At 34.8% G+C, this 19,366-nt stretch carries 18 protein-coding genes and 1 tRNA gene; 16 read left to right on the top strand and 3 right to left on the bottom strand.

Annotation, left to right across the window (positions count from 1 at the left end; genetic code table 11):
* Window positions 1-53 precede the first annotated feature (53 nt).
* The 10 genes from guaA (at window position 54) to SUDEN_RS02245 (ending at window position 11,252) form a co-directional block, all read left to right on the top strand.
* Window positions 54-1,604: a glutamine-hydrolyzing GMP synthase gene (gene guaA, locus SUDEN_RS02200; protein WP_011372057.1), complete on the top strand. Its 1,551-nt coding sequence runs from the start codon at window positions 54-56 to the stop codon at window positions 1,602-1,604.
* Between the two features lie 10 nt (window positions 1,605-1,614).
* Window positions 1,615-2,253: a uroporphyrinogen-III synthase gene (locus SUDEN_RS02205; RefSeq protein ID WP_011372058.1), complete on the top strand. Its 639-nt coding sequence runs from the start codon at window positions 1,615-1,617 to the stop codon at window positions 2,251-2,253.
* A gap of 315 nt (window positions 2,254-2,568) precedes the next feature.
* Entirely contained in the window at window positions 2,569-3,849 is a 1,281-nt protein-coding gene (purD, locus tag SUDEN_RS02210) for a phosphoribosylamine--glycine ligase (protein WP_011372059.1), read from the top strand.
* Window positions 3,846-4,295, top strand: a complete 450-nt coding sequence (locus SUDEN_RS02215; RefSeq protein WP_011372060.1) for an RDD family protein — start codon at window positions 3,846-3,848, stop codon at window positions 4,293-4,295. The genes purD and SUDEN_RS02215 overlap by 4 nt, the downstream gene beginning before the upstream one ends.
* Window positions 4,288-6,504 (top strand): LPS-assembly protein LptD, encoded by a 2,217-nt coding sequence (locus SUDEN_RS02220; protein WP_011372061.1) that lies wholly within the window; start codon window positions 4,288-4,290, stop codon window positions 6,502-6,504. Before SUDEN_RS02215 ends, SUDEN_RS02220 begins: the two co-directional genes overlap by 8 nt.
* Window positions 6,505-6,507: 3 nt before the next feature.
* Window positions 6,508-7,170, top strand: a complete 663-nt coding sequence (locus tag SUDEN_RS02225; protein ID WP_011372062.1) for a phosphoribosyltransferase — start codon at window positions 6,508-6,510, stop codon at window positions 7,168-7,170.
* A complete protein-coding gene (locus SUDEN_RS02230; RefSeq protein WP_011372063.1) occupies window positions 7,160-9,325 on the top strand; it encodes a polyribonucleotide nucleotidyltransferase in 2,166 nt (721 codons plus the stop codon). The genes SUDEN_RS02225 and SUDEN_RS02230 overlap by 11 nt, the downstream gene beginning before the upstream one ends.
* Window positions 9,326-9,498: 173 nt before the next feature.
* Window positions 9,499-9,813, top strand: a complete 315-nt coding sequence (locus tag SUDEN_RS02235) for a F0F1 ATP synthase subunit C (protein ID WP_011372064.1) — start codon at window positions 9,499-9,501, stop codon at window positions 9,811-9,813.
* A 50-nt stretch (window positions 9,814-9,863) separates the two neighbouring features.
* A tRNA-Leu gene (locus SUDEN_RS02240) sits at window positions 9,864-9,947 on the top strand.
* A 204-nt stretch (window positions 9,948-10,151) separates the two neighbouring features.
* Window positions 10,152-11,252, top strand: coding sequence for a DUF808 family protein (locus SUDEN_RS02245; protein ID WP_011372065.1), 1,101 nt, complete (start codon window positions 10,152-10,154; stop codon window positions 11,250-11,252).
* A gap of 112 nt (window positions 11,253-11,364) precedes the next feature.
* Here the strand turns inward: SUDEN_RS02245 and SUDEN_RS02250 are convergent, their stop codons facing one another.
* Window positions 11,365-12,849: a SulP family inorganic anion transporter gene (locus SUDEN_RS02250; protein ID WP_011372066.1), complete on the bottom strand. Its 1,485-nt coding sequence runs from the start codon at window positions 12,847-12,849 to the stop codon at window positions 11,365-11,367.
* A gap of 10 nt (window positions 12,850-12,859) precedes the next feature.
* Complete coding sequence (locus SUDEN_RS02255; RefSeq protein ID WP_011372067.1) at window positions 12,860-13,213, bottom strand: cupin domain-containing protein; 354 nt, start codon at window positions 13,211-13,213, stop codon at window positions 12,860-12,862.
* 59 nt (window positions 13,214-13,272) lie between these two features.
* On the opposite strand from SUDEN_RS02255, the gene cysK reads away from it, so the two are divergent.
* The 3 genes from cysK to SUDEN_RS02270 are packed head-to-tail and all read left to right on the top strand — an operon-like array spanning window position 13,273 to window position 15,240.
* Window positions 13,273-14,196, top strand: a complete 924-nt coding sequence (cysK, locus tag SUDEN_RS02260; RefSeq protein ID WP_011372068.1) for a cysteine synthase A — start codon at window positions 13,273-13,275, stop codon at window positions 14,194-14,196.
* Window positions 14,189-14,788, top strand: a complete 600-nt coding sequence (locus SUDEN_RS02265; RefSeq protein ID WP_011372069.1) for an aminotransferase class IV family protein — start codon at window positions 14,189-14,191, stop codon at window positions 14,786-14,788. Before cysK ends, SUDEN_RS02265 begins: the two co-directional genes overlap by 8 nt.
* On the top strand, window positions 14,782-15,240 hold the full coding sequence (locus tag SUDEN_RS02270; protein ID WP_011372070.1) for a hypothetical protein: 459 nt from the start codon (window positions 14,782-14,784) through the stop codon (window positions 15,238-15,240). Before SUDEN_RS02265 ends, SUDEN_RS02270 begins: the two co-directional genes overlap by 7 nt.
* Before the next feature lie 3 nt (window positions 15,241-15,243).
* Here the strand turns inward: SUDEN_RS02270 and SUDEN_RS02275 are convergent, their stop codons facing one another.
* Window positions 15,244-16,146, bottom strand: a complete 903-nt coding sequence (locus SUDEN_RS02275; protein WP_011372071.1) for a LysR family transcriptional regulator — start codon at window positions 16,144-16,146, stop codon at window positions 15,244-15,246.
* Between the two features lie 128 nt (window positions 16,147-16,274).
* On the opposite strand from SUDEN_RS02275, the gene SUDEN_RS02280 reads away from it, so the two are divergent.
* From SUDEN_RS02280 to csrA, 3 genes are read left to right on the top strand one after another with little or no spacing between them, the layout of a single operon-like run.
* Window positions 16,275-18,323 (top strand): ATP-dependent helicase, encoded by a 2,049-nt coding sequence (locus tag SUDEN_RS02280; protein WP_011372072.1) that lies wholly within the window; start codon window positions 16,275-16,277, stop codon window positions 18,321-18,323.
* Window positions 18,320-19,141 (top strand): tRNA pseudouridine(55) synthase TruB, encoded by an 822-nt coding sequence (gene truB, locus SUDEN_RS02285; protein WP_011372073.1) that lies wholly within the window; start codon window positions 18,320-18,322, stop codon window positions 19,139-19,141. Before SUDEN_RS02280 ends, truB begins: the two co-directional genes overlap by 4 nt.
* A complete protein-coding gene (csrA, locus tag SUDEN_RS02290) occupies window positions 19,135-19,365 on the top strand; it encodes a carbon storage regulator CsrA (RefSeq protein WP_011372074.1) in 231 nt (76 codons plus the stop codon). The genes truB and csrA overlap by 7 nt, the downstream gene beginning before the upstream one ends.
* Window position 19,366 lies beyond the last annotated feature (1 nt).

The raw sequence follows: 19,366 nt of genomic DNA on the forward strand, positions 1-19,366 counted from the left end.
TACCCTCTTAACGCCTATTAGGCACTTCAAAACACTTTTTTAAAGGTAATCAAATGACAAATGTTAGCATTATAGTATTGGACTTTGGCTCTCAATATACACAGCTTATAGCTCGCCGTCTTAGAGAAGATAAAATTTATTGTGAAATTCTTCCATATCACACAAAAGTAGCAGATATTAAAGCAAAAAATCCACAAGGTATTATTTTAAGCGGTGGTCCATCTTCAGTTTACAATAAAGATGCTTACGAGGTTGACCAAGGCGTTTATAAGATGGATATTCCAGTTCTTGGAATCTGTTATGGTATGCAAAGAATTGCAGCTGACTTTGGTGGAAGTGTTGTCCGTGCATCTCATCATGAATATGGCAAAGCGGAACTAAAAATATTAAATCTAGAAACAAACCCTTCACCACTTTTTAAAGATTGTGATGATGAGAGAATTGTATGGATGAGCCACAGTGATAAGGTAGATACCCTTCCTGCGGGCTTTGAACCAATTGCAGTCTCTTCTAACTCTCCATACGCTGCAATAGCAAATGAAGAAAAACGCATCTACGCAATGCAGTATCATCCTGAAGTTCAACACTCAGAAGAGGGCTATTTGATGCTTCGTAACTTTGCAAGAAATATTTGTGGAGTTACTGAGAAGTGGAAGATGGAGCACTTCTTAAAAGAGCAGATTAAGAATATTCGCGCAAAAGTCGGTAGTGGAAAAGTACTGTGTGGACTTAGCGGCGGAGTTGATAGTTCCGTTGTAGCAGCTATGCTTTATGAGGCAATAGGAGATCAACTAGTACCTGTTTTTGTAGATAATGGGCTTCTTAGAAAAGGTGAGAGAGAGCAAGTTGAAGAGGTTTTTAAAATAAATCTTAAGGTGCCTCTTGTTGTAGTTGATGCAAGAGAGAATTTCTTAAGTAAACTAGCAGGTGTTAGTGACCCTGAGAAAAAAAGAAAGATTATTGGGCATACATTCATAGAGGAGTTTGAAAAAGAGGCTAAAAAACATGATGGTATTAAGTTTTTAGCTCAAGGAACTCTCTATCCAGATGTTATTGAATCTATAAGCGTTAATGGACCATCTGAGGTTATAAAATCTCATCATAATGTTGGCGGATTGCCTGATTGGATGGATTTCGAATTAATAGAGCCACTAAGAGAACTTTTTAAAGATGAGGTTCGTAAAATCGGACTAGAATTAGGACTTCCCGAATCCATGATAAACCGTCATCCATTCCCTGGTCCAGGACTTGCAATTCGTATCATGGGAGATGTAAATGAGGCTGATTTAACACTTCTTCGTGAAGCAGATGTTATTTTGCTAGATGAGCTAAAAGCTAGTGGGTACTATGCAAAAACATGGCAAGCGTTTGTGGTTTTATTAAATGTAAAATCGGTTGGAGTTATGGGCGATAACCGCACTTATGATAATACTGTTTGTGTAAGAGTTGTTGAGGCAGTTGATGGAATGACTGCAACATTTGCTCATCTGCCTCATGACTTACTAGAGAGAATTAGTAGAAGAATTATAAATGAAGTAGATGGAATTAACCGTGTGGTTTATGATATAAGCTCAAAGCCGCCTGCTACAATAGAGTGGGAATAAAGAGGAGAATATGTCAAAAAATATCTATCTTTTTGCTACTTCAAAGAGTAAACATGCAAGAAGTATAAAATCTTTAGATGTTAGATACTTAAAGCCAGAAATTGACTTTTCAAAATATGATTACCTCATTGTCACATCAAAACAGACTGTAAAAGCGCTTGAACAGTACAACAAAGAGGAGTTTATAAACATTGCTGCTCTTTGCGTCTCTGATAAAACAGCAGATTCGTACAGGGCAATCGGAGGCAAGATTTTGGCAAGCGGAGATGGCTATGGTGATAATCTTATAAAAAACATAAGAGAGTTACCCCATGTTACTAAATGGCTCTATCTTAGAGCAGAACTTATAGCTTCAAGTTTCGTTCAAATAGCAAAAGAGGAAGGATATGAGATTGATGAGAAGATACTCTATATAAGCGAGTGCTCAAAAGAGATACTAGAGGTAAGAGTAGAAGATGATTCAACCCTTATTTTTACATCACCATCCTCAATTGAGTGTTTTTTAAAAAACAATACAATCCATCCAAATGCAAAAGTTATAGTAATTGGTACAACGACAGCTGCTTATTTGCCAAAAGATATAAAGTATGTAATTAGTCAAAACACGTCTATAGAGAGCTGTATTGAGCTTGCAATAGAAGCAAAATAACGATTTATAAAATAAAATCAAGAAATATTTTGTATAATAGTATCAATAGTCTGGGTGGTTCGATATATCGCTTAATGAGGGTTCTACATTTTCAATTAGCGAACTAGTAATGCTCTTGTGTGTCGGTGCTATCGTTTGAGATATGTTTACTCTGTCGAGATAATGCCGCCGATAAAGAGCACTCTCTTCGCCCAAATACGGCTTTTAGAACCAAGCCAACTGCGAGACGGCTACTCGGGCTATTATCAAAGCGTATTTACTGAAAATATTTTGATGTTTTGAGTAGATATTTTTTAACTTATTTTTGGAGCTTTAATGAAGATTTTAATATTAGGCAGCGGCGGTAGAGAGTACTCTATTGCTCGTGCAATTTTAAATGAAAATGAGGCTCATGAACTCTTTTTTATGCCAGGAAACGGAGCAACTAGCTCACTTGGAAAAAATCTAAATATTAAAGATTATAATGATTTGGCACTATTTGCTAAAGAGAGTGGCATAGAGCTAACTATCGTAGGTCCTGAAGCACCTCTAGTTGATGGCGTGGTTGATATATTTAAATCAAATAACCTTGTAATCTTTGGACCAAGCAAAGAAGCTGCACAACTTGAGGGTTCAAAAGTATATATGAAAAACTTTTTGGCAAAATACAACATTCCAACAGCTCGCTATATAGAGACTGCATCAATAGAAGAAGCATTTAAATTTACAGATAAATTACAAACACCAATTGTAGTAAAAGCTGATGGTTTATGCGGCGGTAAGGGCGTAATTATCGCATTAACTCATGATGAAGCAAAAGTTGCAATTTCAGAGATGTTAAGTGGAAAAAGTTTTGGAGATGCGGGAAAAAAAGTTATAGTAGAAGAGTTCTTAGATGGGTATGAACTCTCTATGTTTGCAGTTTGTGATGGAGATGATTATATACTCCTTCCAGCGGCACAAGATCACAAAAGAGTAATGGATGGCGATCAAGGACCAAATACTGGTGGAATGGGTGCTTATGCTCCTACTCCTTTGGTTGATGAAGAGCTTTACCAAAAGGTAAGAGATAGAATTATCCGCCCAACACTCGACGGTATGAAGATGGAAAATGCTCCATTTGAGGGAGTCCTTTTTATTGGCATCATGGTTGTAAATGGTGAACCAATTACTTTAGAGTTTAATGTTCGTTTTGGAGACCCTGAGTGTGAGATTCTTATGCCTCTTATGACTTCAAGTGTGAGTGATATGTTCTATAAAGCTGCAACAAACAGACTCGGCGAGATAAAAGTAGAGTTTTCTTCACAGTTTGCAGTAGGTGTTGTTATGGCAAGTGCAAATTATCCATACTCAAACTCAACTCCCGCTGAGATAATATTAGACAATGTTTACCATGAAGAGATAGAAAAATACACGCACATCTCTTATGCTGGAGTTAGTATGATTGATGATAAGCTCTATGCTGATGGTGGAAGAGTTTTAGTTTGTGTTGGATTAGGCGATACCATAAAAGAAGCAAGAGATAGAGCCTACATGCGATGTGGACAAGTTCATTTTGCTGGTAAAAAACTTCGTACAGATATAGCTTATCAAGCTCTTTTTAAAGAGGTAAAGTGAACGAAGATATTCAAGATAGACTCTATCATGAAGATATGAAATTAGCATCAATCAAAAAGAGGTCAATGGCTTTTTTTGTAGATGAGATGCTTCTTTCTCTTTTGTTAATAATTGGTCTTGGAGACTCTTTCCTTGAAGCTAAAACTCTTGAGGAGATGATTTTGTTAACAAATAAATTCTTTTTGGAGTACATGGTAATAAAAATTATATATCAAGCTTTTTTCGTAATGCAATATGGAGCAACTCTTGGTAAACTTCTTGTAAAAATTAGAGTAGTAGAGATTAAAACATTGCAAAAACCAAATGTAATTGTTGCACTAAACCGCGCAATAATTAGAGTAATAAGTGAGATGCTCTTTTATCTTGGTTTTTTATGGGGAGTGCTTGACCCATCAAGACAAGCTTGGCATGACAAAAGTGCTAAAACATTGGTTGTAGATGTTTAAACTTTTTATTTTAGTAGCACTTTTAATTACTGGTGCAACAGCTGAAAATATTAAAAACAATGACAAAGTAGAGATATATGCCACTACAATGGATACGAACGATAATGTCGTAACTGCAAAAGGGGATGTAGTTGTAATTTATCAAGATTATCATCTTAGTGCAAAGAGAGCCCGCTATGACAGAAGTAGTGGTGATTTAGAATTATTTGAAAATATTAGAGCTTCTCAAGGGGAGAATATTAAAGTTCTTGGGGAGTATGCAAAATTAAATATTGCAAATAAAGAGAGAACATTTGCGCCATTTTACATGTTGGAGAAAAAATCTGATGTTTGGTTGAGCGGCGACAAAGGATATTCAAAAGCAAAAGATATAAATGTAACCTCTGGAGTTATGAGTGGATGTAATCCAAATAATCCTTTATGGAAAATGGAGTTTACATCTTCAGAATATAACACAGATACAATGTGGCTAAATCTATATAATGCAAGACTTTATCTTTATGATATACCTGTTTTTTACACTCCATATTTTGGTTACTCTTTAGATACTACAAGAAGAACAGGTGTTTTGCCTCCAATGGTTGGATATTCTCAAAAAGAGGGGTTTTACTACGAACAAGCACTCTTTATTGCAGAACAAAACTGGTGGGATTTAGAATTAAAACCACAAATCAGAACAAATCGTGGCTCTGGACTTTACTCTACATTTAGATTTGTTGATAGCAAAACTTCAAAAGGCTCTCTTACAACAGGTTTTTTTAAAGAGCAGGATAGATATTTTCAAGAGAATATATTGGCAAATAACAAGCATTACGGATTTAATTTTCTATATGACAATAATGATTTTATAAATCAATGGTTTGGGCTAAATCTGAGAGGACAATCAGGTATCTATATGGATATAGTTAACATGAACGATGTTGATTATATAAATTTATCTACAAACGATACAACTCAAAATGCTACAACAAGACAACTTCTATCAAGAGTTAATCTATTTTACAACACGGATAGTGACTATGTAGGTGCCTATTTTAAGCACTATAAAGATTTAGAAATTGATAGTAACGAAAAAACGCTTCAAAGTCTTCCCTCACTTCATTATCACACATATTTACAAACCCTCTTAGAAGATCATCTATCTTATAGTTTAGATATAAAAAGTGATAACTACTATAGACAAGCTGGAGTAAGTGCTGTTCAAACTGACTTAAATATACCAGTAACTCTTCATACATCACTTTTTGATGAGTATTTAAATATATCATATACAGCTAACATGTATGCTCAGCATACAGCTTTTAAAAATAAAAATGAGATAGCAGCGCCAACAAATGAGTATGATAATGGTCTCTTTGCTAGAAACTCTCATCAAGTAGCTGCTTCAACGCAATTAACACATGCTTATGATGACTTAACACATGTAATAGAATTTGGCTCGCAGTACCAAATAGGTGGTTTTGAAATGGAAAATGGCTACTATGATGAGCAAAAAGATTTGTTTGTAAATGAGCAAAGAGGCGATTACTGCGCTAAAACTGTCAATAGATCTGATTCTGAGTATGCTGCAAGATGTGAATTTTACAATATTGCAGATGTAGAAAAGCGACTTCAACTATATTTTTCTCAATATATTTATGACTCTTTGGGAAATCAAATTATCTATCATAGAGTTGCACAAAATATCTCATACGAAAATGTAAACAGTGGTGTAGGTGATCTTGAAAATGAGCTTGATTATCAGATAACTGATGATTTTAATTTTTACAATAATCTGTTTTATAACTATGATGAAAATAGTTTCTCTAAAAATTTCAATAAAATATCATACACTGGAAAAAGTCTTAACCTTGGACTCTCTCACATGTATAAAAATAGTTTCTCTGCTAGACCAGTAATTAGCTATATGACGGCAAGTGTGAATTATATTTATGACAAACATTACTCATACAGTTTTAAACATGATTATGACTTAGAAAGAAGTGAGAAAAGAGGTTTTGAGATTGGATTTTTATATCAAAAAAGATGTTGGGATTTTGGACTCAGATATGTTGAGAACAATCGCCCTATCCTTAGTTTAAAGGGTAGTTCAGACTCAATATATGATAGATATATATACCTGACTATAAGATTAAAACCAATTATGGCACCAGGCAGTGAAGGAACAGGATTCTCATACAGATTACCTGATAAATCTAGGAATAATTAGATAATGGGCAGATATAAAAATATACTAAAAAATAGAGAAGATGCGGCGAAAAGGCTGTATGATGTGATACCAATGCAGAGGCTAAAGGATGAAAACTGGAAGCTAATAGCAGTATCTAGGGGTGGTTTGGAACTTGCATTTCATATACGGGGTAAGTATAAAAATAGTATAGATTTTCTCTTCTCAGAAGCGATAATGGCTCCAAATAATCATGAGTGTGAGATAGCAAGGGTTTGTGAGGGAGAAGAGATAGTTATAAATGAGAAGCTTGTCTCTGCTTTTGGAATAAAATATGACTATATTTATGGTGAAGCACACAGAAAACATGAAGAGAAAATTTTAAGTTATATCTATCAGTATAGAAAAGGACGCCCATTTACATCAATGCATAATAAAATAGTAATGTTGGTTGATGAAGGAAGTGAGACAGGGCTTAAATTTTTAACTGCTCTAAAAGCCATATTGGCAATGAAGCCAAAAGCAATATATATAGTAACTCCTGTAATTCCAAGCGATGTTTTGGAGTTTTTAGAACCCTTTGCAGATGACCTTTTTTATCTGTACAAGATAGATGACTACGTTGAAACCCCTCTTTATTATGAAGAGTTAGAGAAGATAGATGAAGAGAGAATAGAAAAAATCTTAGGAGAAAAAAGTGAAATATGATATAAAAATAGATTTAAAGAACAAAAATGAAGAGTACTCATTTGGTGAAGTTGCAAAACAAGCAAATGGAGCAGCATGGTTAAAGAGTGGAAATACTGTTATTCTTGCAACAGTGGTAATAGATGAAACAGAGATAGTAAAAGATGATTTTCTCCCTTTGACAGTTCAGTATATAGAAAAAGCATACGCAGCTGGAAAAATTCCAGGTGGGTTTTTTAAGAGAGAGACAAAAGCAAGTGATTTTGAGACACTAACTTCTCGTATAGTGGATAGGTCTCTGCGCCCGCTTTTCCCAAAAGGATTTGGACATCCAACACAGATAACTATTATGGTATTTAGTGTTGATAAAGAGTCAGACCTTCAAGTATTGGCTCTAAATGCTGCTTCAGCAGCTCTATATGTAAGTGATATTGATATTAACAAATCAGTATCAGCTATAAGAGTTGCAAAGATTGATGGAGAGTTAATACTAAATCCTACACTCTCAGAGCTTGATAAATCAACGCTAGATCTTTATCTCTCTGGAACAAAAGAGGATCTTTTGATGATAGAGATGAGAAGCAAAGGCGGAATCAAGGTTGATACAAATCTTATGATAGATCCATTAATGGATCCAACTCTTAGCTCTGCTATTATTGCGACGCACGTCTCAAATGCAGTACCTGAAGATGAACTGATAACTATTTTAGCAAAGGCAGAAGAGCTTCTTTTTGAGACAAATGCCATGTATGAAGAGATGTTTAAAGAGTTTAAAAAAGAGACGTCACCCCTTGAATGTAAAGCACATGCACTAAATGAAGAGATGCTTAAGTATGTACGCTCAAATCATTACAGTGATATAAAATCTGCTATGAACCAGATGGCAAAATCTGAACGCTCAACTGCTCTTAGACAACTTAGAAAAAAAATCATCATAACAAAAGAAGAGTGGGATGAAGTTGAACTCAAAGATGTTATAGAGAGTGTAAAAAAAGAGCAGGTTAGAGGACAAATTTTAAACGATAGAGTTCGAGCAGATGGTAGAGCGCTAAATGAGATAAGACCAATATCAATAAGCACAAACGTTCTTCCAAGCGCTCACGCATCTTGTCTTTTTACTCGTGGGCAGACTCAAGCTCTTGTGGTTTTAACAATGGGCGGACCAAAAGATGCTCAAATGTTTGAAAACCTGACTGATGAGGGAACTCAAAATGAAAATTTCATGGTTCACTACAACTTCCCTGGATTTAGCGTCGGTGAAGCATCTCCTATCATGGGAACAAAAAGAAGAGAGTTGGGGCATGGAAATTTAGCCAAAAGAGCGCTAGAGCCTATTGTAAATCTTGAAGGGCAAACTGTACGTTTAGTTTCAGAGATACTTGAGTCAAATGGCTCTTCTTCTATGGCAACTGTTTGTGGTGGATATATGGCACTTCGTGCTGCTGATATTGAGACAAGCGATACGATAGCTGGAATTGCTATGGGAATGGTAAGTGAGGGCGATAAATATGCAATCCTCTCAGATATTATGGGCTTGGAAGATCATGATGGAGATTTAGACTTTAAAGTAACTGGTTCAAAAGATGGTATCACTGCTATGCAGATGGATATAAAACTTGGCGGAATTAGTCTAAATATCTTAAAAGAGGCTCTTTATCAAGCTAAAGAGGGTAGAGCACACATCATTAATATTATGCAAGAAGCAGAAAAAAATATTTCTTTCAATGATGGTGTACTTCCAAGTACAGATTTTTTCCATATAAATCCTAGTTTCATAGGCGATATTATCGGTCAAGCAGGAAAAACAATTCGTGAGATTATAGAGAAGTTTGAAGTTGCAATTGATATAGATAAAAAAGATGGAAAAGTTAAAGTAACTGGAAAGAGTAAGAGCGGTGTACAAGCAGCAAGAGAGCATATTGAGGGAATAGTAAGCACTCCAAAAATGCCAAAAATAGAGTATAAAGTAGGTGATATTCACAAGGGTATAGTTAAGAAAATAGTTGAATTCGGAGCTTTTATAGAGCTTCCAGATGGAGTGGATGGATTACTCCATATCTCTAAAATATCTGATCAAAGAGTAGAAAAGGTTAGTGATATTTTAAAAGAGGGAGAAGAGATAAATGTTGAAATCTTGGAATTTAAAGGCAATAAAATCTCTTTAGGAATCGCATAAAATTTTATTTAGTAAAAAATTTAGAAAATTAAACTAAGTTTTAAAACTAATTCTGTATAATTCGCAATCAAATTTAAGTAGGGAAATCCTTGCATTTATGTTTGGGTTGCTGTATTCATGAGGATGCAGTTACGTAAGCCGAAAAAATTTGTAATAATTTTAATGGAGAAACTATGAAAAAAATTCTTTTCTTAATGGTAGCACTTGCTACTGCAGCACTAGCTAATGATGGTGATGTTGCAAACCAAACACTAAAAGCGTACTCAATGATTGCTGCTGGTCTTGGTCTTGGTCTTGCTGCTCTTGGTGGAGCTATCGGTATGGGTCATACTGCAGCTGCTACAATTGCTGGAACTGCTAGAAACCCAGGTTTAGGTGCTAAACTAATGACAACTATGTTCATCGCTCTTGCAATGATCGAAGCTCAAGTTATTTATGCACTTGTAATTGCTCTAATTGCACTTTACGCAAACCCTTATTTAGGTTAATAAACCTAAAAAAAACCTCAGTCTAACTCTCTTGAGTTAGACTTTTTTGTGCGACCGTGGTGGAACGGTAGACACGCTACCTTGAGGTGGTAGTGCCCTCGGGTGTGGGAGTTCAAATCTCCCCGGTCGCACCATTTTATTTTTAATTTTTCTTCCGTAAATTCACTCATCTCTCTTTACTTTTTTTGCACTCAAGCTTACTTTAGACTATTAAATGTTTATCTATTAAGAGAATCATATTAAAATTTTTTATTCTTAGAGTCTTAGCAGAGATATACTCACTATTGTTATTGTGCTTATGATAAAATTCAAAAAATTTTAACCTTTTGGGAGATTATATGTCAGGACTTTTGGGATATTTATCAGTTTTAGCTGATGATATTGGTTCACTAGCTGGAAGAACTATGTCTATAAATGCTAAAACATTGGCAACGTCACTTGATGATATTGGATTGCTTTTTGATGATATTGCCACATATACAAAATTAGCGGGAGTAAAATCATCGGGAATATTAATAGATGATTTGGCAGCCATCGCAAATTTTACAAATGAAACAACTTCTGACATTTTAAAAAGAGAGCTACAAAAAGCAAGAACTCCTCAAGAGTTTGAGCAAAATATAAATAACCTTGATGAAGCTTCAAAAAAAACCATTTTAGAAGAGCTTGAAAATTTGAGAAATCTAGCCATTTTAGAAGCAAAAAGAAAAGCAGCACAAAGAGAACTTCCCATTGTTTATAAAATTGCAAAGGGGAGTTTGATAAACAAATTTATAATTATTCCTACTGTTTTATTTCTAAGTTACCTTGCCCCTTGGGCGATTGCTCCTATACTTATCTTAGGCGGGATTTTTTTAGCGTATGAGGGAGTTCACAGCCTTTTTGAAAAATTCTCAAAACATGCAGTTGAAGAAAAAGTAGATGATGATTCACAAAAATTCTCAAATGAAGAGCTAGAAAACAATAAGATAAAAAGCGCCATTAAGACCGATTTTATTCTATCTTTTGAAATTATTGTAATATCTTTGAGCCTCTTAGGGAACTTAGACTTTGTTACAAAACTCTTTGTTTTAATCTTTATTGGAATTTTAACAACAATTTTTGTGTATGGAATAGTTGCTCTTATTATCAAGCTAGATGATATCGGATTTTATCTTCAAGAGAAAAACGCCAAAATAGTTCAAAAAATTGGTGATGGTTTTGTGAAATCTATGCCATATATTATAAGAGCTATTGGGATTTTAGGAACGGTTGCCATGCTTGCTGTTGGTGGTGGAATAGTTACTCACGAAACAGGTGTTTTAAGCTCATACGAGAGCATGATAAAAGTGATTCCTCTTGGTGGGTTTGTTGCTGATATTATTTTAGGAGTTATTATTGGTTTTATAACTTTGGTTATTGTGCAGTTTATTACAAAAATAGTTAAAAAAGTAAAGTAGTGATAAGCTAGTCTGTTTCATTCATACTTAGATTACTAAAGTACGCTAAGTATGAATTTATAATGATTAATATGCTTTTGAGTCACTTCATGAGTTATTCAGATAATTATTCTTAGTGCCCTCCCATGATTTTTTCTATCTCTTGAGGGTTGTCATGTATTGCAAATCTATCGATTATGGTTGCACTTGCATCGCTTTGTCCTATGACTCTTACATGTACTCCCTCTTTTCTAAACTTTATGACAGATTTATCAAGCGCATGAACTGCCGAAATATCCCAAAAATGAGCTCTTCTTAAATCAATTATAACAGAGCCAATCTTCTCTTTAAAATCGAAAAAATCTACAAATCTATCGGCACTGTTAAAAAAAACTTGCCCGACTATTTTGTAAGTTTTAGCATCTTCGTCTTGAGAAGTCTCGCAATACATAAAATGGCTAATCTTATTTGCAAAAAACAGAGATGCTAAAAGGACACCTGTTAAAACACCAAATGCCAAGTTGTGTGTACCAACAGTAACTACAACTGTTGAGAGCATAACTATGTTTGTAGATAATGGCAAGGTTTTGAGTCTCTTAAACGAGCCCCAGTCAAATGTTCCAATAGAGACCATTATCATAACTGCAACAAGTGCTGCCATTGGGATAAGTTTTAGTATGTCACTTAAAAAAACTACTAAGATAAGCAGAAAAAATCCAGCTACAAATGTTGATAATCTCTTTCGCCCACCAGAGCTTATATTTATAACAGATTGCCCAATCATTGCGCATCCTGCCATTCCGCCTATACAGCCACTCGCTATATTTGCAATTCCTTGACCTCTTGCTTCTGCTCTTTTATCACTCTTTGTGTCTGTCATATCATCAATTATAGTTGCTGTCATAAATGACTCAAGAAGACCGACAATACTAAGAGCAAAAGCGTAAGGAGCAATGATTAGGAGCGTCTCAAAGGTTAGGGGAACATTAGGCCATAAAAAGATAGGAAGAGTGTCTGGAAGGTCTCCCATATCGCCAACTGTTCTTACGTCTATACCAGCAAAAATTACAAAAACAGTTAAAACAACAATTGTAACCAAAGGTGATGGTAGAAGTTTTCCAATTTTAGGGACGTAAGGAAATAGATAAATTATGCCAAGCCCAGCGGCAGTTAGTGCATATACATGCCAAGTTACATTTGTAAGTTCAGGAAGTTGCGCCATGAAGATAAGAATAGCCAAAGCATTTACAAAGCCCACAACAACAGCTCTTGCGACAAAACTCATTAACTTAGCAATACCAAGATAAGCAAGTATTATCTGAAACACCCCTGTTAGAAGTGTAGCAGCTAAGAGATACTCAAGACCATGCTCTTTTACTAAAGTAACCATAACTAGAGCCATAGCTCCAGTTGCGGCACTTATCATTCCAGTTCTTCCACCGACAAATGAGATAACAACGGCTATACAAAAAGAGGCATAAAGTCCAACTTTTGGATCAACTCCAGCGATAATAGAAAATGCAATAGCTTCAGGAACAAGGGCAAGAGCAACAACCAAACCAGACAAGATATCTGCTCTTACATTTCCTAGCCACTCATCTTTTTTAAAAAAGTACAAAATCTAATTTTTATATAAGCGTTATAGTATCTTGCGCTTTTGGAACAAGACATAAAAAGCTGTAAGGTTCATCACCGATGGTTTTATAACTATGTGAAACTCCAGCTGGGATAAGTAAAATATCTCCTGCTTTTGCTTCTATCGTTTTATCCCCTAGTTGAACTTTAGCACGACCAGATAAAACATACTGCTCATGTTCAACACTGTTTGTATGAAGTGGCATAAACCCACCAGCTTGAATGATAAAGTTGCGCATTGCAAAGTTTGGCGACTCATCAGGCGAGAGAAGCATCTTCATAGATACGCCCTCTCCTGCCTTTTGAGCTATTGATTCGATAGAGTTAATCTCTTTGTGTATGTACATAATACCACCTTCTTATAATTTTTTTGGTAGCATATCATAAAAGTGTTTGGAGACTATTTATGAAGATTGCAAAAAATATAACAGAACTTATAGGAAATACTCCGCTTGTTAGGCTAAATAAAGCTTCTAAGGCGAGTGGCGCAAATATTATCGCAAAGTGCGAGTTTATGAACCCAACTAGTTCAGTAAAAGATAGAATCGGTTTTAATATGATAAGAAGAGCCATGGAAGATGGAACAATAAAACACGATACAACGATTATAGAGCCAACAAGCGGAAATACAGGTATAGCACTAGCCGCAAATTGTGCAGCACTTGATTTAAAGCTAATCCTTACTATGCCAGAGTCAATGAGTATAGAGAGAAGAAAACTCTTAAAGGCTTTTGGTGCAGAACTGGTACTTACTCCAGCTGCACTTGGCATGAGCGGTGCTATCGCTAAGTCTGAAGAGCTCTCATGTATGATACCAAACTCTGTAGTTTTGCAGCAGTTTAAAAATAGAGCTAACCCAGAGATTCACATGTTAACAACAGCACAAGAAATTTTGCGCGACACAGATAAGAGTATTGATGCCTTTGTAGCAGCGGTCGGAACTGGTGGAACACTCAGCGGAGTATCAAAAGTACTCAAAGAGCAGATTCCAAATATTGCCATCTTTGCAGTAGAGCCTTTAAACTCGGCTGTTTTATCTGGAGAGAGCGCAGGTCCTCATGCTATTCAAGGTATTGGAGCTGGATTTATCCCAGATACGCTTGATGTAACTGTTTATGGTGAGATTATCAAAGTGAGCAACGAAGATGCTATAAAAACTGCAAAGATGTTGGCAAAAGATGAGGGATTACTTGTTGGTATATCAGCAGGGGCAAATGTTTTTGCAATTATGCAAATAGCTTCAAGAGAAGAGTTTAAAGGCAAAACACTTTTAACAATTCTTTGCGATACAGGTGAGAGATATTTAAGCACAGACCTATTTGATGAGTAAAACTTTCTTTGAGACTATAAAAGCAGTTGATGGAGAGATTTTTCATCTCTCGTTTCATCAAAAAAGATACGAGAGCGTCTTGAAACATTTTGGTATAAAAGAGATTCAAAACTTATCATTACATGTAAATCCTCCAAAAAATACTCTATATAGATGTCGTCTAACGTATGATTTATCCATAAATCCTCATAAGATAGAGGTAGAGTATTATGAGTATCAAAAAAGAGAGATTAGCTCTCTAAAGCTGGTTTATGATGATAGAATTGTATATGATTTAAAATCTACCAACAGAGAGAGGCTTGAAGAGTTATATGAGCTAAGAGAGAGTTGTGATGATATTTTAGTAGTTAAAAATTCGCTCATAACAGATACAACCATAGCAAATATAGCATTTTATGATTCAAAAAATTGGCTTACACCAGCTAAACCGCTTCTCAAAGGCACCACAAGAGATAGGCTGCTTAGTGAGAATAAAATATATGAAGCAGATATACATGTAAAGGATTTAAAAAATTTTTCACATGTAGCACTTATGAATGCAATGATAGATTTTGATATAATTACAAAAAACAACAAGGAGTTTTTTTGTTAGACAACATAATAGAAGATAGAGATTTCGCCGCTTTAATGCAAAAGAGTGTTGAGGGTTTGATTATCTATCTTTTTGAAAAAGATGAGCATTTTGGAATTCTTTGCAAAATAGAAAATATTACATTTGAGCCGCCTCTTCCAAGAGAGATAGCTTCAGAATTTAGAGCAATGACACTTTTCTTTTTGGCTGGCTATACGTTTGAAACAGCAAATATAATAGGTGAAAACTTAATTTTTGAGGCAGGATTTGGTTCTGATAACTTTGGAAGCATAGTAACAGTTCCACTTCACTCAATTGTTCAAATCATTGTAGATGAAACACCTCTTCTTATAAATTTATCAAATTATAAAAAAGAGATAGAAAAAGTTAAAGTAGCAGAAACTCTAGGAGTTGAAAACTCAATGGCATCTTTTTTATCAAATCCAGAAAACTCTAAATTTTTAAAAAAATAGAGTTTAAACTTTGTTTAGAGAAAGAAGATAGTTTACAACATTATCGACAAAAGCGTCATGTTTTCTATCTTTTAAATAGGCAATATAGAAATTTCTCTCTATTTTATAGTTTTTCAACCTTGCATCAAATAGTTTTCCCTCTGCTAATTCAGCAGCGATAACATGTTTTGACATAACTGATACAACTGGTCTCTCAGAATTTGGATCTGCATGTAAAATTGACTCTTTAATAGCAGTGGGGCTTCCCAAAATACCTAGCACATGGAAATTACTGCACTGAACACCCATCTCATCAAAAGCTTCACTGGTTAGTTTGCGTGTATGAGAGTGCTCATCTCTACAAATCCAATCAAATCCAAGTAAATCCTCAGCGGTTAGATGTTTTTTTAAAGGTTGATTTGAAAATACAACAAGCTCATCCAAAACCCACTCTCTATATACAATTCCATCTCTAAAAACAGGAGATTCAATGAGTGCAACATCTATCTTTTTGTCTTCAAGCTGATCAATTATTTCACAAGAAAGACCGACGTTCATATAAACATTATTGTTTATTCTGTTTTTGATTTCACTTAGGTAGTTTGGAAGAATATAGTTTCCGATTGCATTTGAAGAGCCCATAACAAACGTAAAATCTTTATTAATTATTTTTAAAATCTCTTTTTCGCTACCAGATATCGCTTTTTCAAGTCTTGTGGCAATTCTAAAGAGCTCTTCACCCTCTTTTGTGAGTAAAATACCATTCTTTTTTCTATCTACAATTTTTGTATCAAGATAATCTTCTATAAATTTTATTTGTTGAGTTACAGCAGGTTGAGAGATACCTAGCTTCGCAGATGCTTTAGAGAAACTCTTCTCTTTTATCACCATTAAAAAGGTTTGTAACTTGGCAAAATCTTTTAACATAATAATTCCTATAAGTTTAAATAATAAGTGAAAGTATAACCCAAAATTATAATTAAAGCAATGGTTTCGTAATAATTTATATCTTTTTTGCTATAATAAATTAAATCAATTAAGAGCAGTGGTGAAGTATGGAAAAAATATTTGAAAAACTAAATAATTCGCAAACTGATGCAGTTAAACAGACTGAGGGTCCAGTCCTAATCTTAGCTGGAGCGGGGAGTGGAAAAACTACTACCATTGTTTCTCGTTTAGCATATCTAATAGAGGGTATTGGAATACCAGCTTCAAACACATTAACTCTTACTTTTACTAATAAAGCAGCAAAAGAGATGAGAGAACGTGCTTCTAACATGATGAGCAATCTTGCTTATCCACCTTTATTGTGTACGTTTCATAAGTTTGGATTGCTTTTTTTAAAGTTTAACATTCATCTCTTAGGGAGGCAAAACAACTTTGTAGTAATAGATAGTGATGATAAAAAACGAATTATTAAAAAGATAAATAGTGAGCTGGCAACCCCATTGATTGCAAGCGAAATATCAAGATATAAAAACTCTCTTCTTACTCCAGATGATGCCTATAAGCAGGCAGAATTTTTTAATTATCAACAAATTGCAAAGATTTATGAAGAGTATGAGAACTATCTTTTAGAGAATAATTTAGTTGATTTTGATGACTTAATCGCTTTAACTTTTAAACTTTTAGATGAAAATCCAGAGTTAGCGCGAACAACTTCAGATAAGTATCGATACATCATGGTAGATGAGTATCAAGATACAAATGAGCTTCAGCTAAAACTTCTGCAAAAACTCTGTAGTACTCATAACAACATCTGTGTAGTTGGAGATGATGATCAGAGTATTTATGGATGGCGAGGTGCGCATATTAGGAATATCATGGAGTTTGATCAGGATTTTATAGGCACATCTGTTTTTAAATTAGAAGAGAATTACCGCTCTCGTGAGCCAATATTAAAAGTTGCGAATGCTTTGATTGAGCATAATCGCTCACGCTTAGGCAAGAAGCTTATTCCAACACGTGGTGGCGGTGAAGATATTACTATTTTGAACTCTAGCGATGAAAATGAAGAAGCAAGAAAGATAGCTACAAAAGTCAATAAGCTCTTGGATTCTGGAGTTAAGGCTGAGGATATAGCAGTTTTATATCGTGTGAATGTTTTAAGTAGATCAATTGAAGATGGATTAAATCGTGCGGGCATTGCGTATAAATTAGTTGGCGGACTTAGATTTTACGATAGAGCAGAGATAAAAGATCTCATAAGTTATCTTCGTGTTATCACAAATTTTCATGATGATTTTTCATTCAAGCGCATAGTTAATAAGCCAAAGAGAGGCATGGGCAAAGCAAGTGTAGATAAGATAGAGTTAGCGGCACATGCAAATGAGACATCAATCTTTGAATATATTGAAAAAATTGCTATCACAGATTTAGAAACACTTGTTAAGAGCAAAAATGCAAAAACACTAAAAAAATTTGTAAAAGATATACGAAGTGTTGCAAATGCAGCAAAAGAGAGCACCTACAATTTTATAGATATTTTAGAAGATACCTTTCATCTAAAAGATATCTATAAAGGGCTTCCAGATGAGGTTGAGAGAGTTTTAAATATGGATGAGTTCTATGGACTCTTTAGAGACTTTATAAAAAATTCTCCATCAGCATCTCTTGATGAGTTTTTAAACGAGCTTACACTTCAGAGTGAGCAAGATCAAGTTGAGGGCGATAGTATTTACATGATGAGTATTCACGCTTCAAAAGGCTTGGAGTTTGATCATATATTTATTATCGGGCTTGAAGAGGGCTTTTTACCTCTTGTCGGTGATGGAAGTGATTTAGAAGAGGAGAGACGTCTTGGATATGTATCTTTTACGAGAGCAAAAGACACTCTCACACTCTCACATGTAGATAGCAGATTTTACAAAGGAAGAAGAAGCGATTTGCAAAAGAGCAGATTTTTCAATGAAGCTGGACTCTGTGAGGGCTCTTTAATAGTTGAGAAAAATACAGCCTTTAAAAAAGGTGATTTGGTTCGTCATAAAATATTTGGTACGGGACGAGTAAATGGTGTTAGCAAGTCTGGACGAGAGTTTAAATTAAATATCAATTTTGCAGGTACAAAACGCGATATTTTGGCTTCATTTGTAGAGAGACTATGAATAGACTCTTTGTCGCATATAAACCAGCGGGTATTGGCTCAAACCTTTTTCTATCTCGCATAAAGAGAGAGTATAAAACAAAAAAAGCTGGATTCTCTGGAACTCTTGACCCATTTGCCAAAGGGGTTTTAATTATTGGCATGGGGAGTTATACAAAACTCTTTAGATTTTTAGCCAAAGCACCAAAAGTTTATCGTGCAACTCTTTGGCTGGGTGCAAAAAGCGATACTTTAGATACTGAGATGATAGAAGAGGTTGAGATATTAGAAGAGTTTGATGAAGCTGATGTTTTAAAAGCCATAAAATCACTAGAAGGCTCCTTAGAGTATGAGCCGCCAATATTTAGTGCAAAGCAGATAAATGGACAAAGAGCTTATGATTTGGCTCGTGCAGGAGTAGAGTTTTCACTAAATAAGATAAATTCAACAATATATGAGACTAAGCTGGTAAGCTATTGCCACCCATTTGTAACTTTTGAAGCAATAGTTTCAGAGGGGACGTATATTCGCTCATTAGGGCTTATAATTGCAAATAGATTAGGTGTTAAAAACGGAAGTTTGAGTGCGTTAGAGAGACTTAGCGAGGGACGATTTAAATATGATAATCACAAACCTTTAGATATAAAAAAATCACTAAATATGATGCAAAATTTCTATCATGGAGATAGTGATAATCTAAAATATGGAAGAGTTCTTGCTTTAAATGATTTAGAGATTAAGAGTGATGGATTCTATTGGCTTGATAGTGGGAGTTTCATATCTATCATACATGTAAAAGATGCAAAAGTAAATTATGAATTAGGCAGGATTGAATGTTAGTATTATCAAGAAAAATAGATGAAGCGATTGTAATTGGGGAGAATATTACTATAAAAGTTATATCTGTAGAAAAAGGTGTTGTAAAACTTGGCATTGATGCGCCAAAAAATCTCTCTATTGTTAGAAGCGAGCTTTTAGAAGATGTAAAAGATTCAAATATAGCAGCTTCTAAAGAGATAAATCTCTTAGATATTACTTCTCTTAGTGCTATTTTAAAAAAATAAG

It is taken from the genome of Sulfurimonas denitrificans DSM 1251, from assembly GCF_000012965.1.
GTDB lineage: Bacteria > Campylobacterota > Campylobacteria > Campylobacterales > Sulfurimonadaceae > Sulfurimonas > Sulfurimonas denitrificans.